Raw genomic sequence first — 15,926 nt, forward strand, 5'->3', positions numbered from 1 at the left:
CCGCGAGGCTACGGGCGGGCCGGTCAGAAGGCGGTTTCTCCGCCGTAAGCCAGCTGTACACAGGTACTCACGCGAGCGGTGGGCGGGCTGTGAAAGGCGGACAATGCCCATCTGATGAGACAGGGTCTGGGCCCGCACCGATGTCCCGACCTATCGTTCGGTACATGACTTCAGCCGCCGCGTACGAACTCGCCCAGGCCAACATCGGCCGACTCAAAGCCCCGCTGGACTCACCGCAGTTGAAGGACTTCGTCGACAACCTCGACCCCGTGAACGCCGACGCCGACGCCGCCGACGGTTTCGTCTGGCGCCTGGAGGGAGACTCCGGCGACGCGACGGACATAGCCGTCTTCGACGACGAGTGGCTGATCATCAACATGTCGGTGTGGCGCGACACCAACGCCCTGACGGCGTTCATGTACCAGGGCCGGCACCGCGAGATGCTGGCCCGGCGCCGGGAGTTCTTCGAGCGGGTGCAGGAGATGATGACGGTCCTGTGGTGGGTCCCGGCGGGGCATCAGCCGACCGTCGCGGAGGCGGAGGCGCGGTTGCTGCATCTCCGGGCGAACGGCCCGACGCCGTACGCCTTCACCTTGCGGACGTCGTTCCCGGCGCAGGGGGCGGAGCCGGTCGCGCTGGAGGTGCCCGGCGATCTGGGGTGCCCGGCCTAGTGTCTCGTGATCCCGTCGGCGCTACTTCCGCAGCTCGCAATTCCGCTGGTCAGCGGCCTTGTTGGATGCCCACGCGAGACACGCGAACAGAATTGCGCGACACAACGAGAGCGGCTCCCCTGATAGAGGGTGAGGAGGCGGTCTCGGTCATCGTCGTACTCCCAGGTCAACTACCCAGCGCTAAAGCGCTGGGCTTGCACAACGGGCGTCACTGGCGGTGATGCTGCGTTTGCGTCCAGGACCGCTCCGGCGGTATTGCCGGGGCGGGGCAGGGGCCGTTGACTGGGCCCCGCTTCGCCACAACTCCCAGGCACGAGCCCGGATGTTGCGGGAGCCTCCCCCACTCTCGGCTTCGCTCGAGCGGGAGGTGCCCCCATCGGTCTGCGTGATCAACGAGTCCGCAGCTCCGGCATGCGAACCAGGCCTGACTGACCCGGTTCGCCTTGTCGATGTGACCGCATTCGGCGCAGGTGCGGGAGGTGTACGCCGGATCGACGTGCACCACCGGCACCCCCGCCTTGCGGGCCCTGTACGCGATGAAATCCCCCAGCTGGGCAAACGACCAGCTGGAATGGGTGGCCCGTTGGGGCTTGCGAAGCCGTACCCGCTCGCGGATGCCCGTCAGATCCTCCAGGGCGATCCCACGACCGGTGCGTTCAGCCTCGGCCACCACATGCTTCGCGATCTTGTGGTTGATGTCCTTGGCCCGCCGTGATTCCTTGCGCCGCCGCTTCTTCAGCCGACGCTTGGCGGACGGGGTGTTCTTCTTCTGCAGCTTGGTACGGAGATTTCGTTCCCGCAGACGGGTCCGGTTGAGCTCGCGCCCGGCCATGATCTCGCCGTCCGAGGTGGTGGCGATGTTCACGATGCCCAGGTCGATTCCGAGGAAGTCCACCGGGTCGGCATTCAAGGGCGCCTCGGGCACCTCGCAGGTGGCCAGCAGGAACCACATACCGTCCCGACAGACCAGATCGGACTCGCCCCGGCGGTACAGCGCCAAAGTGGCCAGCTGTTCGGCAGAGGCGGTGAACGCCACGTCTTTCACCCGCCCGGCCACCGTCCAGATCGACACCCGCCGCTCGGCGATCTGCCAGGACAGCATCCGGTCGTCGTAGGGCTGCGCACCCTGGGGGCGGAAGACGATCGGCTTCTCGGTGGCCCGGCGGTAGCGCTTCGAGCCGGGCTTGCCGAGGTTTCCGGCCTTCAGGTTCGCCTTCAACGTGGTGTACGCGTCGCACGTCTTCTTGATCGTGTGCTGGGCGGCCTGCGCACCCAGGCGCCAGCGGGACTTGACGGTGTCGTAGGCGTGTTTGCGCAGGGTGAAGTTCTTGAACTCCCCGCGCTCGAAGGCGACCTCGCTCACCCAGGTGGCGGCCTCGTTGCAGGCGTGCAGGGTCGCCTCGAATGCCGCCGCCTGCTCGGGCGTCGGCAGCAGCTTGACCTGCACCACCAGCTTCACAAGCACCGAACGTACACACCCGCACGAGACGGCACCGCACGTTCGAAGTGGATCACCTGAACGAGTGACCCATAGCTGTGCGTCGACGCCTTGACCGGACGAGAGACCGGACCGCCCCGTCGCCGACACCTGCCAGAGGGGGGCGTCCAAGCTCCGTGATGTACAGGTCACAGGTCGGCATGCCCTGCAGGCCCCTTCGTAGACGAGGGGTCAACAAGTCGCGCACAGGGGATTGACGGCCTTGCTGACAAGCAGTCTCATAAGTGCCATGACGAGCCTGACAGAAGTCGAGGCGCTCGAAGGGCTGCGTGACGCACTCGGTCTGCTCAAGGACCGGGAGCAGGTGGCCGAGCGGCTGCTCGACTCCTCCGCCAAGCACTCCTTCGACCCGGACAAGGAGCTGGACTGGGACGCGCCCTTCGAGGAGGGCAAGTGGTTCTGGCCGCCGGAGCTGGTGTCGCTGTACGACACCCCGATGTGGCGCCGGATGAGCGAGGAGCAGCGGATCCTGCTCTCCCAGCACGAGGCGGCCGCGCTGGCCTCGCTCGGCATCTGGTTCGAGATCATCCTGATGCAGCTGCTGGTCCGGCACATCTACGACAAGGCGGCGACCAGCGCGCATGTGCGGTACGCCCTCACCGAGATCGAGGACGAGTGCCGCCACTCGAAGATGTTCGCCCGGCTCATCTCGCACGGGGACACGCCGTGGTATCCGGTCAGCAGGGCTCATCAGAATCTGGGGCGGTTGTTCAAGACGATCTCCACGACACCGGGTTCCTTCACCGCGACGCTGCTCGGCGAGGAGGTCCTCGACTGGATGCAGCGGCTGACCTTCCCGGACGAGCGGGTGCAGACCCTGATACGCGGGGTGACCCGGATCCACGTGGTGGAGGAGGCGCGGCACGTGCGGTACGCCCGTGAGGAGCTGCGCCGCCAGATGGTGACGGCGCCGAGGTGGTCGCAGGAGTTCACGCGGGTCACCTCCGGTGAGTTCGCGCGGGTGTTCTCCGTCGCCTTCGTGAACCCCGAGGTCTACACGAATGTCGGCCTCGACCAGCGGGAGGCCATGGCCCAGGTGCGGGCGAGCGGGCATCGGCGGGAGGTCATGCAGACGGGAGCGAAACGGCTGACGGACTTCCTGGACGACATCGGGGTTCTGCGGGGTGTCGGGCGGCGGCTTTGGAGGTCTTCGGGTCTGCTGGCCTGATGTCGGCTGCGGGCCGGTGGGGGATGGTCGCGCAGTTCCCCGCGCCCCTGGGTGGGTTCGGCTGAACGCAGGCTGGCCATGCCGACCCAAAGGGGCGCGGGGAACTGCGCGACCAGCCACGACGCGCCCGCAGCCGCCGACTACGCTGCACCCATGACCCCCTCCGCGCCCGCGTACCGTCGTCTCAGCGTCGAGGAACGCCGCACGCAGCTGCTCACCGCATCGCTGACTCTCTTCGCGCACCGCGCCCCTGAGGAGGTCTCCCTCGACGACGTGGCCGAGGCAGCCGGAGTCTCACGCCCCCTGGTCTACCGGTACTTCCCGGGCGGCAAGCAGCAGCTGTACGAGGCCGCGCTCAGGTCCGCCGCCGACGAGCTCCAGCAGTGCTTCGACGAGCCCCGCGACGGCCCCCTCCTCACCCGCCTCGCCCGGGCTCTGGACCGCTATCTGGCCTTCGTCGACCAGCACGACGCCGGCTTCAGCGCCCTGCTGCAGGGCGGCAGCGTCGTCGAGACGTCCCGTACGACGGCCATCGTGGACGGCGTACGCCGGGCCGCCGCCGAGCACATCCTCAGCCATCTGCGGGCCACCGACCCCGGCCTGCGGTTGCGGATGACCGTACGGATGTGGATCACGGCCGTCGAGGCGGCCTCGCTGATCTGGCTCGACGAGGGCAAGCAGCCGCCGGTGGAGGAGCTGCGGGACTGGCTGGTCGAGCAGTTCGTGGCCGTGCTCTCGGTGACCGCGCGGCGGGACCCGCAGACGGCCGCGCTGGTCGAGGCCCTCGCGGCGGATGGCTGACACTGGTCCCGTGAAGAGCGAAGACACCCCCTTCGAGGGCGGCCCCATGGACGGCCGCGTGCTGCCCGTCCTGGTGGGACCCACCGGCCAGCCGCCCAGGACGTACCGCATTCCCGTCCCCGACGCCGCCGGCGGGCCGCCCACGGTGCTGGTCTACCGACGGGTGCCGCGGGGGCACGGCAAGCGGCTCGGACTCCCGGCGGGGTGGAAGTACGCGTACGACCCCGAGGGCAAGAAGGACAACAAGCTCAAGTGGCCGTGGTCCAAGCCCGACGCCACGCCGGGCGGCAAGCCGGATGACGCGGACGGGTGACGTCGTTGCGCCGAACCGCGCACACCCGGCGCGCGGACCTCTCCCGTACGCCTGATGCTCACGGTGCGGAGCGGAAACGCTGCCCCGCACCGGAGGTGATGACGTGTCAGGAAGGCTTCTGCGCCTGGTCTGTACGGCGGCGATGGCGGCCGGCACCGTCCTCGCGCCCCTGCCCGCGACGGCCGTCCCGGAGCCGGAGCCGCGCGAACGCTCCGTCGCCGAGCTGCTGACGGACCTTCAGCGGCTGTACCAGGAGGCCGAGGAGGCCACCGAGACCTACAACGCCACCGAGGAGCAGCTGAAGAAGCAGCGCACCGAGGTCCGCCGCCTCGACACCGAGCTGTCCCGGGCCCGGCTCTCCCTGCACGACAGCCGGGGCGCGGCGGGGCGGCTGGCCCGGCAGCAGTACCAGAACAGCACCGACATCTCGCCGTACGTACGGCTGCTGCTCGCCCGCGATCCCCAGCACGCCCTCGACCAGGGCCATGTGATCGGCCAGTTGGCCCGGGAGCGGGCCCAGACGGTGGGCCGCCTCACCGGCAACGAGCACCGCGCCGACGAACTGGCCCGCAAGGCACGCAAGGCCCTCGACGCCCAACTCACCCTCGCCGCCCGGCAGAAGAAGGAGCGGGACGCCGTACGCAATCGTCTGAAGGACGTCGAGGAACTCCTCGCCACCCTCACCGCCGAACAGCTCGCCGCCCTGGCCGAGTTCGAGGAGAAGGGGGTCACGGAGGAGCAGGAGAAGTTCATGGCGTCCGGCGCGCTCAGCGACCACGACCGCGAGCCGTCGCGGGCGGGCGAGAAGGCCGTGCGGTACGCCGTACGACAGATCGGGAAGCCGTACGAGTGGGGCGCGGAGGGCCCGAAGACGTACGACTGCTCGGGCCTGACCTCGGAGGCCTGGGGCCACGCCGGGGCGCCCATCCCCCGAACCAGTGAGGAGCAGTGGGCGCAGCTGCCGAGGATCCCACTGAAACAGCTGCGCCCCGGCGACCTGGTGATCTACTTCCCCAAGGCGACGCACGTGGCGATGTACATGGGCAAGGGCAAGGTGGTCCAGGCACCGAGAACCGGCGAGAAGATCAGGGTGAGCCCGATCGCGTCCAACCCGGTACTGGGAGCCGTACGCCCAGACCAACGCCCTTCAGGGGCGCGGGGCTGAGACATTGTGCGGCTCCGCCGCGTGGGCGCGACAAGCCACAACGGACCCGCAGCCGCCACCCAACCGCACCCCCAACGGCGACTAGGCCCCAGCCACCGACCCCAGATACGCCTCAGTCCTGGCCGGATCGTAGAAGAAGTTCTCAAAGTCGGCCGGATCGTCGAACCCGTTGGCGAACCGATCAGCAACCGGCGGCAACTGACCCGCCGCACCAATCAGGTTGAGGATGTGCTCCGGCGGCGGCGCGAGCATCGCGTTGGTCCACTTCGTGACGTGCTGCGCCGTGTCCCAGTACCGGTCGAACGTCCCCCGCATCCACTCCTCGTCAAACTCCTTCTCGCCTCGATCCAGAATCGAGGCGAGATACGCGGCGGCGCACTTGGACGCCGAGTTGGAGCCCTGTCCGGTGATCGGGTCGTTCGCGACGACCACGTCGGCGACGCCGAGGACCAGACCGCCACCGGGGAGGCGGCCGATCGGGTTGCGGACGGTCGGGGTGTAGCGCCCGCTCAACACCCCGCCCGCGTCGGTGAGTTCGACGTTCGTGGCCCGCGCGTGCTCCCAGGGGACGAACTTCTCCATGAGTTCCAGGGTCAGGGAGAGGTGCTCCGCCGGGTCCTTGACGCCGTTGAAGGCGTCGAGCGGGCCGCCGGGTATGCCCTCCCAGAACAGGATGTCCGCGCGGCCGGAGGTCGTGAGCGTCGGCATGATGAACAGCTCGCCGACGCCGGGGACCAGGTTGCAGCGGACGGCGTCGTGGTCCGGGTGCTCGGGGCGCGGGCCCAGGCCGTGGACGTAGGCGACCGCGAGGGCGCGCTGCGGCTCGCTGTACGGGGACCGCTCCGGGTCCCGGGCGAACATGGACACCAGCTCGCCCTTGCCCGCCGACACCAGCACCAGGTCGTACGTACGGGAGAAGTAGTCGAGGTCGCCGACCGCCGTACCGTGGATGACCAGCTGGCCGCCGCGCTGGGCGAAGGTCTCCATCCAGCCGGCCATCTTCACGCGCTGGTCGACCGACTGCGCGTACCCGTCGAGCCTGCCCACCCAGTCGATCGCACGCTGCGTCGGACCGGGGTCGTGCGACCCCGGAGCCGCCACCGAGACGCCGAGTCCTTCGATCTTCGGGGCCTGGGACTCCCAGAAGTTCAGCTGGAGATCGCGCTCGTGCTGCAGTGCCGCGTGGAACATGCACTGCGTCGACATGACCCGGCCGGAGCGGATCTCGTCCGCGGTCCGGTTCGACATCAGGGTGACCTCGTACCCGTGCGACTGGAGTCCGAGGGCGAGCTGGAGTCCGGACTGACCGGCTCCTACGACGAGTATCTTCCGCATACGGGTGGTGGCTCCTCAGTTCCGACTGCTCGGGGGCTACTCGGGGGTGACGTCCAGCGCGTGGCCGACAAGGGACAGGAGGGTCTCGACCGCCGAGATCCTCCGCCGCGCGTCCATGATCATTACAGGTATGTGCGCGGGGATCGTCAACGCCTCCCGCACGTCCTCGGGTTCGAAGCGCTCACTGCCGTCGAAGTGGTTCACCGCGACGACGTACGGCATCCCGCAGCTCTCGAAGTAGTCGAGCGCCGGGAAGCAGTCCTTCAGGCGGCGGGTGTCCGCGAGGACCACCGCCCCGATCGCGCCGCGCACCAGGTCGTCCCACATGAACCAGAACCGCTGCTGGCCCGGCGTGCCGAACAGGTAGAGCACCAGGTCGTCGTCGAGCGTGAGGCGGCCGAAGTCCATGGCCACGGTGGTGGTCAGCTTGCCGGGCGTCGAGGTGAGATCGTCGGTCTCCTCGCTCGCCTCGGTCATCAGCGCCTCGGTCTGCAGCGGCGTGATCTCCGAGACGGCGGTGACCAGGGTGGTCTTGCCGACGCCGAACCCGCCGGCCACGACTATCTTCGTCGCGATCGGGGCCCGGGTCCGGTCCGTCTGCCAGGGCCGTACGGGCCCCTCCTGGTCGAGGAGCGGGGTGACGCCGTAGGAGAAGGCGGCGTCAGAGACGACGGAGTCCACTCAGCACCCTTTCGAGCAGAGCGCGGTCCGGGCGGCCGGTGCCGTGACCGGTTCCGGTGCCGTACACACGGATCTTTCCCTGGTCCGCGAGATCGCTCAGGAGCACGCGGACCACACCGAGCGGCATCTTCAGCAGCGCGGCGATCTCGGCCACCGTGCGCATACGGCGGCACAGTTCGACGATGGCCCGCATCTCCGGCATCACCCGGGTGGTGAGGGAACCTTTCGTCAGTTCCTTGCGCTCTTCGGGCGCCTCCAGGGCCGCTGTGCTCGCTACGAACGTCTCCACCAGCAGCACGTGCCCGAAGCGGGTACGACCGCCGGTGAGCGAGTAGGGACGTACCCGGGCGGCCTTGCGATCGCCGCCGCGGACGGGGAGGTTCGGCCTGTCGGTCATCGCGTCGTGCTCCCCGTCGGCTCGTTCTCCAGCGATTTTCGTAGCTCACTGCGGAGTTCGGGGGTCAGCACGTGGCCGGCGCGGCCCACGAACAGTGCCATGTGGTACGCCACCACGCTCATGTCGCAGTCGGCGCTGCCGTGCACTCCGAGCAGCGAGCCGTCGCTGATCGACATCACGAAGAGGCTGCCCTCGTCCATCGCGACCATCGTGTGCTTCACCGTGCCGATCTCCATCAGCTTGGCCGCGCCGACGGTGAGGCTGCCGATGCCGGAGACGATCGTGGCGAGGTCGGCGGCGGAGCCGCGGGGGCCCTTCGCCGCGCGGGGCCGGCGGGCCTCCTCGATGGGGGTCCCCGCGCGCAAGGTTGTTCGAGCGTGGGGGAGGCCGGGGTCGGAGGAGAGGAGGAGGAGTCCGTCGGAGGAGACGACCGCGACCGACTGGATGCCCGGCACCTCCTCGACGAGATTGGTCAGCAGCCAGTGCAGATTGCGGGCTTCTCGACTCAGTCCGAAGGTACTGGGCGCGGTCAACTGCTTGCCTCCTCGACGGTGCCCCCCGTGGCTTCTTCGGATGCTGGTGTCGGTGCCTTCGTCTGGCCCGTCTGTTCGGCGATCTCCGCCTCCACGTCTCGGTATCCGGCCTCCGCCCCCCGGCGGAAGCCGCCGAGGCGGCGACGGAGCGCTTCGGCGTCGACGGTGCCGGTCCGCTGGCGCGGGGCCTGGGTGGGGGCTGTGATTTTGGGGGTGCGCTTGGGGAGGCCCTTGTCGGTGACGAGCTCTTCCGGGGCGTCGGGTACGCGTTCGTGCACCGCCTCGGCTTCGCCTTCGACGGGTTCGTTCCCACCCGCACCACCCGTACCACTTTCGTCGTCGAGTGCGGGTGGCCCCTGTGGGGGTTCCTCACCGTCGGCGGGTGCGGGAGCGGGGACCGTGGGTTCGGTGGGCTCGAACTCCGGCAGCTCGGGGGCCTCGTATTCGGCGCGCTCGAACTCCGGCGGGGCGGGGACCGTGGGTTCGGTGGGCTCGGACTCCGGCGGCGCGGGGGCCTCGTATTCGGTGGGCTCAGGGGCCGTCGGGATCGGGGCCAACAGCTCTATCGTCGTCTCGGCCGGGGTTTCCTCCCCCGTCTGCCGTACGGCCTTCTCCGCCAGCGCGACCAGCGGGTCCCGGCCCGTCGAACGGCTGCTCAGGACATTGGAGTTGACCTCGGCGTCCGCGCCTGGCAGGGAGAACGACTGGGTACCGCCGGTCACGGGCCCGGAGGCCGGCATCGCGGTTGTGGGCGCCGCGGCCAGCAGCCCCTTCGACAGGACGACGACCGCGGCGACACCCCCCTGCTTCTGCTCGCGCAGCTGCACGCGGACGCCGTGCCGGTGGGCGAGGCGGGCCACGACGTACAGGCCGAGGCCGAGCCCCTTCTCGCCTTCGTGGTCGTAGGAGTCGTAGGACGTCTCGGGGTCGAAGTCGGCGAGGCGGGCGTTGAGCATGCTCATGCGGTCGGCGGTCATGCCGATGCCCTCGTCGTGGACGGAGAGCATGACCTCGCCGCTCTCCAGGAGCCAGCCGGAGACCTCGACGGGCAGGTCCGGCGGGGAGAACGAGCTGGCGTTCTCCATGAGTTCGGCGAGGAGGTGGCTCAGGTCGTCCGCGGCGAAGCCCGCCACGTGCGCGTGCGGCGGCAGGGCGGCGATGCGGACCCGCTCGTACCGCTCGATCTCGCTGACCGCGGCGCGTACGACGTCGACCAGCGGGACAGGTCCGGCGCTCTGCTGGACATGCTCGGTGCCGGCGAGGACGAGGAGGTTCTCGCTGTGGCGGCGCATGACCGTGGCGAAGTGGTCGAGCTTGAAGAGGGTCGCCAGGCGGTCGGGGTCCTGTTCGCGCTCCTCCAGGCCCTCGATGACGGCGAGTTGACGCTCGACGAGGCCGAGGGTGCGCAGCGCGAGGTTGACGAAGGTGGCGCCGATGGTGGCGCGCAGCTTCTCCAACTGGGCGGAGGACTCGGCGAGTTCCGTCTTGAGCTGCTCGCGGGCGTCCGCCATCTTCTGCCGCTGGCCGACCAGGTGCTTGCGGTCGGACTCCAGGGTGGTGACGCGTTCCGCGAGGGCGACGGCGTGCGCGTGCAGGGTGTTGACGGAGCGGACGACCTGGGCGAACTCGTCGTTGCGGCCGGTGAAGCTGACGGCTTCCTCGGCGGTCGGGTCCTCGGCCTCGGCGAGGCGGGCGGAGCCGCGGCGCAGCACGGAGAGCGGCCGGGTGAGGGTGCGGGCCATGGCGGTGGCGATGCCGACGGCGAGCAGCATGAGCGCGCCGAGGACCGCGATCCGGATCTCCAGCGCGGTGACGTCGTCGTCGCGCAGCTGGGCGAGGTCCTTGGCACGCCGCTCGTAGAGGGCCGACTCCACGCCGCGCATCAGGTCGACGCGGGCGGAGAGCGCGGCGTCGAGCTTGGCGGTGCTGGTGCCGAGTGCACCGCTGGAGAGCGTCGGCTGGTCGGTGAGGGCGGCGAGGTACTTGTCGGCGGAGTTGACCTCGGGGCCGGTGACCGTGGAGTCGTAGCTCGCCTTGGCGGCCGCGGTCGCGGAGTCCTGGAAGTCGGAGAGGGCGGCGTCGGAGCGCAGCCGGGCCTGCTGGGCTGCGGCACTGAGGGCGTCGCGCTGCTTGGTGTCGGCGTCCGAGGAGACGGTCTTGGTGCTCGACAGCCCGGTGAGGGGGTCGATGACGGTCTGGGTCGTCGTCGGCACGTCGAGCGCCGCGAGGAGCAGTCCGCGGGCCGCGGCGGACTGCTGTACGGCGGAGTCGAGCTCGGCGAGGGCGTACGCGCCGGAGCCCGCGCGGGGCGGCATCCGCTCGGCCAGTTGCTCGGCGAGGTGGTGGAGTTCGGTGATGGCGGCGGAGTAGGCCAGGTGCGTCTCGAGAGCCGTGCTCTTGCCGGTGAGCGCCGCCCGCCGTACGGCGGCGATGTCGTCGAGGTCGCCGTGCAGGGAGGCGGGCGCGTCGGCATCGGCGCGCAGCTCCTCGACCTGCCGGTCGACCCGGGCGCTCTGCTGCTCGGAGGGCGCCTTGGACTTGGGCCGCCCGGCGGCGATGTACGAGGTGACCTCGTCGCGCTCGTCGGCGAGCGAGTGGGCGAGGCCGAGCGCGTCCTGGGTCTGCTCGGCGAGGGTCACCAGGTCCTGGGAGTCGCTCAGTTCGCCGGAGGCGGTGACGAGGGACGGGACGCCGGCCCCGGCGATGGCGGCGGCCACGACGGCGACGGCGAGAATCAGCCGGGTGCGGACGTGCGTGGGGCGGCCTGTGCCGACGGGGGTCTCGGGGGCGTGCTCCAGGGCCGTGCCCTTGCCGGAGGCCGTCTGCTTGCCTGTGCGACGAGGCCGCGTCTTCTGCACCGCTGCTCGCATTCCTGACTCGATATACCCAAATACCCAAGGCCCGGGGTGACGCTCCGTCAACTGGCGTGCACACCGAGTACGGTTCCTGACCCTCCCAGCGCCGGTGGGCGGTGACCGCGCATCATCCAGGCCGCCACCCGAAGGAGTGAACATCGGAGGGGAGTTGGCGGGCAAGTTCCTCCGGCGCGCGCGACGGCCGTACGCGGCGGGCCGGTTGGACGTCCGCGACGACCGGTGGCACTATGCGCCACCACGCCTTCCCGGAGTGAACCATTCCATCCTAAACCCGGCGTCTGACCTGCGCGGCTGCGCCAATTCAGCAACCGTTGCCAGCCTTTGATGATCCTCGTGAAGGGCTCGTGCAGACTGGCCGAATGCGCACGGAACTTGTCTCGGAGTCAGGCGACCCGACCCGCCCCAACGAGGACTTCGCAAGCCTCGCTCTACCCGCGTCCGGAGGGGGCGGCGCGCTCGTGGTCCTGGACGGAGTGACGCCACCGAGGGGAGCGACGGGCTGTCTGCATTCGGTCCCTTGGTTCACGGCACGCCTCGGCGGGGCGCTGACCGAACTGACCGTTTCACTCCCGGATGTTCCGCTGCCGGAGCTCCTGAGTCGGGCCATCTCGCGTACAGCTGGGGCACATGGTGAAGGTTGTGACCTTTCTCACCCACGAACACCACAGGCGACGGTGGTGGTGGCGCGGTGGTCTGCGGAGACGGTCGAGTACCTGGTCCTGTCGGACTCCGCGCTGTTGGTGGAGTCCGGAGACGGCTCGGTGACGGCTCTGCTGGACGACCGGCTGTCCCGACTCCCTCGCTCTTCCCTGGCCACGGACGCGTTGGTGGATTCCACGGTCCGCAACAAGGAGGGCGGCTTCTTCACGGCGGCTGCGGATCCGTCAGTAGCGGCGCGGGCGGTGACGGGAGTGCTGCCACGCTCGTCGGTACGGGCGCTGGCCGCGCTGACGGACGGGGCGACGCGGTGGGTGGAGAAGTTCCGGGAGGGGGACTGGGCGGACTGCTTCCGGGCCGTACGGAAGGAGGGGGCGGGGGCGTTGGTGGCCCGGGTGCGGGAGCTGGAGCGGGGGGATGCGGAGGAGCGGGTGTTTCTGCGGCGGAGCAAGACGCATGACGATGCGACGGTGGTGCACGTCGAGCTGTGAGCCGGCGGACGGCTTCGCGGATGAAGCTCTCATGGCCCGCCGGGATCAGGTGTGCCACTCACGGAGCTCGACGGACTCGGGGATGGACCGGAGTCCGGAGTGATCCAGGCACCGACCATGGCGGTGGCGAGCGCGGTCGTCGCCGCGACGAGGACGGTGGTCACCGGCACTGCCGCCGCGGACAGCGAGCGAAAATTGCGGATCTGCCCCCAGCGCAGTCCTCCGGCCCGGACCAGGCGAACCTCCCAGTACAGGCCGAGCAGCAGGAGTACGGCCACCGTGTCGCCGCTGGTCAGCATCAGCCGGATGCCGAAGTCACCAGCGTCCCTGAACTGGTAGAGCAGTTCGGCCAGTTCAGCTGGAAGAACCACGGCAAGCAGGCACGACGCCTTGCCGATCGGGGTCGCACCGCGCAACCAGGAGTACGCGTACCCGTACACGAACCCGTACAGCGGCCAGCGAAGGGCGGTCGACCAGACTTCCACGACGTCGCTCACGTCGTACCCGATCGTGGTGAGCCGGGACGGCAACGTGTAGACGAACCAGGGCAGACTCAACACGGCGAGCAGGACGGCTGCCGCCATCCCGTTGCGCCAGGCCGTGCGGCCGCCGGACGTGCCGAGGGCGAGGATCCGCAGCGCGGTCGGGCGTCGGGAGGTCGGACCGCCCGGCGCCGGCCCACCCAACTCACGCCAGCGCTCACTCCACTGCTTCGGGGTGAGGGTGCCGTCGGACAGCTCCGTGCGTGACGCGGTGAGGAAGTCTCGACGGCCTGCCGCCAGTGACTGGTCCTTCAGCAGGGTGTACATGCGACGGGTGTGCGTGGAGATGGTCGTGCGGTGCAGGCGCCGGGCCCGTGGTTCGTCGCGGGGCGGGAACAGCCACAGGAAGCCGAGAGCGGCGATGGTCACCGCGAGGTAGGGCCCGCTTGCGTAGGAGGTGCTGGCGAACGACTCGATCCCGCTCAGCGTCACCTCAGTGAGCAGTGCGGCGGTTCCCAGGGCGACAACGGCGATGCGGACGTGCTCCGGCCAGTTTCCTTCCTCACGGCCGGAGGACCACAGGAGCAGCAAGGTCGTCGCGATCGTGGCGGTCTGAAAGAAGTCGAGGGGGAGCCCGTACACGTAGGTGGTGTCGAGCCACAGGACGGACTCCTTTTCCAGGAACCACCACAGAACGGCCGCCGAAAGGCCCGCACGCCACCAGGTCCAGCCGCGCGCGGCAAGCACGGCCCACAGCGCCCCGGGCCAGCCCCACGCGAGGACGAGCGCCGTGATACGGCGAGCTGCGTCCCAGTCGTCCGTGAAGGAGACGTCGGCGTACCCGCTCACGTCGTGCATCCCGGTGCCGGGTCCCGCACTCAGCACGGCCAACCACACCGCCGACACCGCCGTGACCGCCCAGCGGCGGCCGGTCGGGCCCAGCGGACCGCGCCTCAGGATCAGGGCAGTAGCCCCGGCGAGGACGCCTGCCGCCACCACGATCAACACAGGCACGGGCGACCCGGAAGACCGGGCGAGCACGGCGGCAGGCACGCACAGCAAGGCACTCGGCACGAGCAGGGGCAGCAGGTCGCGCACCTGCGGCGGACGTCCACGGCCCACCCGCGTGGCGAAGGCCGCTACGCAGAGTGGGAGCAGCATCTGCCACCAGATCATGAGAGGCGCTTCTCGGCCGAAAGCCGCCCACCATTCGTCGTCGAACTCGCCGCTTTCCGCTGCGGCCCACAGCAGGAGCACACACGTGAGCCCGGTGCCTGTCACGGCTGCCGCAATCCAGCGGTGGCGTGTCTCATCCGGTGCCCAGCGTCGTACGAACGCGACGGCGAGACAGCCCACCGCCGCGACGGCGCCGAGGGCGAAAACCGCCTCGCGCAGGGCTGACGGGCGCAACTGCAACACCCAGACCATGTCCGCGATGTCGCTGCGGGCGTCGTCGCCGAACAGCGACGGTTGCGGGACGGTCAGCGTGACCGAAGCCTCTGTCTTCGGCGACAGGACCAGTTCGACCCGGTGTCCGGACATGTGCAGCACAGTGCCGCCGTCCACGCCGGTGACGGCCTGCTCGTCCGCCGCCACCGTGACTGTCCACTCGTCGTAGTAGGCCTTTTTTCCGAAGACACCCGGAGCAGGCGTCAGCCTCATGTACAAGGGCTCGCTCGAGTCGCCCTCCAGGCCGCACTCCCCCAGGTCCACCATGGCCTCCCAGTCTGCGGTGACGTAGGCCGTCGCCTTCGGCCCGTCCTGTCGCAGTGGCTCACCGCTCCACGTTTCGAAGAGCGCTTGCGTGCTGCAGGCGTCGTACCCGGCGGAAACCACGGCTTCGAAGGGGATCCAGGCCTGCGCACCATTGGTGTCGGCACGCAACACGGGCCTGAGCGGATCACCGGGCAGCAGCACGATCCGGTGCGTGGCCGTGACCCGCCATGCTCCCTCGCCCGTACTCGTGACGCGGAAGGTGGTCGAGCCGATGCGCCGGGGCCGGGCCGTCCCGCCGAACCTCTTCAAGGTGGAGTCGTCCTTGGTATCGCCGGATTCCTCGCTCGCGTCCGGCTGATTCGCGCGCTCGTTGGCCTGCTGCGCACGCCGGTACTCCGCCGACGTCACCCCCTGCCACTGCAGGAACGCGATCCCACAACTCACCACCAGCACCGCGGGCAGCGCGACCGCGCACAGCCCCCGTGCCCACCGCCGTGTCGACGACCATGCCACCGCACCGCCCCCGTCCCCCAGCGCCAGGGTAGCCCCGCGTGGTCCACGGGTTGTGTCCCTGTGGACAACTGCCCCTGGGGGGTCGCCCGGTCGGGCCTACCTCTCCATCCCCCGGTTCAACTGATGCAGCAGCCGGGCCAGTTCGGCCACCTCCAGCCGGTCCCAGTGCGACAGCTGGCTCACGTACCGCGCCCGCCGTGCCTCCCGGACCTTGGTCACCCGGCTGCGCCCCTCCTCGGTGAGGTGGACCAGCCAGGCCCGGCCGTCCGCCGGGTCCGGTTCGCGGGCGATCAGGCCGAGGTCCTCCAGGGCCCGGAGCTGGCGGGACATCGTGGCCTTGCCGACGCCGATGTAGGCGGCGAGCTCGGTGGCGCGCTGGCGGCCGTGCTCGTCGAGGCGGACGAGGAGGCCGTACGCCGCGGGCTCCAGGTCGGGGTGGACCTCGCGGGCCATCTCGCCCTGGTTGGCCCGGGCGCGGCGCAGAAGGACCGTCAACTCGCGTTCCAGGGACAGGTATTCCCGGTCCACACCACTCGGCGCCACGCCGGCTTCGACCCGGCCTCCGTCGCCGTTTCCGTCTTCGTGCACGTCAGCCCCTGCCTCGGTTTTCCCGTACCTGAAAGTTTCCG

At 69.9% G+C, this 15,926-nt stretch carries 13 protein-coding genes and 1 pseudogene; 6 read left to right on the plus strand and 8 right to left on the minus strand.

Annotated elements, in window-relative coordinates; genetic code table 11:
• Positions 1-164 precede the first annotated feature (164 nt).
• Entirely contained in the window at positions 165-671 is a 507-nt protein-coding gene (locus IG08_RS0106045; protein ID WP_030597112.1) for a DUF3291 domain-containing protein, read from the plus strand.
• A 180-nt stretch (positions 672-851) separates the two neighbouring features.
• On the opposite strand, the pseudogene IG08_RS53930 reads toward IG08_RS0106045, so the two are convergent.
• Positions 852-2,130 (minus strand): annotated as a pseudogene (locus IG08_RS53930) (RNA-guided endonuclease InsQ/TnpB family protein).
• Positions 2,131-2,398: 268 nt separating this feature from the next.
• Between IG08_RS53930 and IG08_RS0106055 the strand changes: the two are divergent.
• The 4 genes from IG08_RS0106055 (at position 2,399) to IG08_RS0106070 (ending at position 5,616) form a co-directional block, all read left to right on the plus strand.
• The gene (locus IG08_RS0106055) at positions 2,399-3,337 is read left to right on the plus strand and encodes an AurF N-oxygenase family protein (RefSeq protein ID WP_030597115.1); all 939 of its coding nucleotides are present in this window, start codon (positions 2,399-2,401) and stop codon (positions 3,335-3,337) included.
• Positions 3,338-3,490: 153 nt separating this feature from the next.
• A complete protein-coding gene (locus IG08_RS0106060; protein WP_030597117.1) occupies positions 3,491-4,138 on the plus strand; it encodes a TetR/AcrR family transcriptional regulator in 648 nt (215 codons plus the stop codon).
• On the plus strand, positions 4,131-4,451 hold the full coding sequence (locus IG08_RS0106065; RefSeq protein WP_199820809.1) for a hypothetical protein: 321 nt from the start codon (positions 4,131-4,133) through the stop codon (positions 4,449-4,451). The genes IG08_RS0106060 and IG08_RS0106065 overlap by 8 nt, the downstream gene beginning before the upstream one ends.
• A 142-nt stretch (positions 4,452-4,593) precedes the next feature.
• Positions 4,594-5,616, plus strand: a complete 1,023-nt coding sequence (locus tag IG08_RS0106070) for a C40 family peptidase (protein ID WP_043453344.1) — start codon at positions 4,594-4,596, stop codon at positions 5,614-5,616.
• Between the two features lie 81 nt (positions 5,617-5,697).
• Here the strand turns inward: IG08_RS0106070 and IG08_RS0106075 are convergent, their stop codons facing one another.
• From IG08_RS0106075 to IG08_RS0106095, 5 genes are read right to left on the minus strand one after another with little or no spacing between them, the layout of a single operon-like run.
• Positions 5,698-6,951, minus strand: coding sequence for a styrene monooxygenase/indole monooxygenase family protein (locus tag IG08_RS0106075; RefSeq protein ID WP_030597126.1), 1,254 nt, complete (start codon positions 6,949-6,951; stop codon positions 5,698-5,700).
• 36 nt (positions 6,952-6,987) lie between these two features.
• On the minus strand, positions 6,988-7,632 hold the full coding sequence (locus IG08_RS0106080) for a GTP-binding protein (protein ID WP_030597128.1): 645 nt from the start codon (positions 7,630-7,632) through the stop codon (positions 6,988-6,990).
• Entirely contained in the window at positions 7,613-8,029 is a 417-nt protein-coding gene (locus IG08_RS0106085) for a DUF742 domain-containing protein (RefSeq protein WP_030597130.1), read from the minus strand. The genes IG08_RS0106080 and IG08_RS0106085 overlap by 20 nt, the downstream gene beginning before the upstream one ends.
• Positions 8,026-8,562, minus strand: a complete 537-nt coding sequence (locus IG08_RS0106090; protein WP_030597133.1) for a roadblock/LC7 domain-containing protein — start codon at positions 8,560-8,562, stop codon at positions 8,026-8,028. Before IG08_RS0106090 ends, IG08_RS0106085 begins: the two co-directional genes overlap by 4 nt.
• Entirely contained in the window at positions 8,559-11,432 is a 2,874-nt protein-coding gene (locus tag IG08_RS0106095; RefSeq protein WP_078655461.1) for a sensor histidine kinase, read from the minus strand. Before IG08_RS0106095 ends, IG08_RS0106090 begins: the two co-directional genes overlap by 4 nt.
• A 365-nt stretch (positions 11,433-11,797) precedes the next feature.
• Here IG08_RS0106095 and IG08_RS0106100 point away from each other — a divergent pair, with 365 nt between their 5' ends.
• Positions 11,798-12,586: a protein phosphatase 2C domain-containing protein gene (locus tag IG08_RS0106100; RefSeq protein WP_030597140.1), complete on the plus strand. Its 789-nt coding sequence runs from the start codon at positions 11,798-11,800 to the stop codon at positions 12,584-12,586.
• Between the two features lie 29 nt (positions 12,587-12,615).
• Here the strand turns inward: IG08_RS0106100 and IG08_RS0106105 are convergent, their stop codons facing one another.
• On the minus strand, positions 12,616-15,297 hold the full coding sequence (locus IG08_RS0106105; protein WP_158812186.1) for a hypothetical protein: 2,682 nt from the start codon (positions 15,295-15,297) through the stop codon (positions 12,616-12,618).
• A gap of 96 nt (positions 15,298-15,393) precedes the next feature.
• Entirely contained in the window at positions 15,394-15,885 is a 492-nt protein-coding gene (locus IG08_RS0106110; protein WP_030597144.1) for a MarR family winged helix-turn-helix transcriptional regulator, read from the minus strand.
• Positions 15,886-15,926 lie beyond the last annotated feature (41 nt).

Source organism: Streptomyces fulvoviolaceus, from assembly GCF_000718165.1.
Taxonomy (GTDB): domain Bacteria; phylum Actinomycetota; class Actinomycetes; order Streptomycetales; family Streptomycetaceae; genus Streptomyces; species Streptomyces fulvoviolaceus.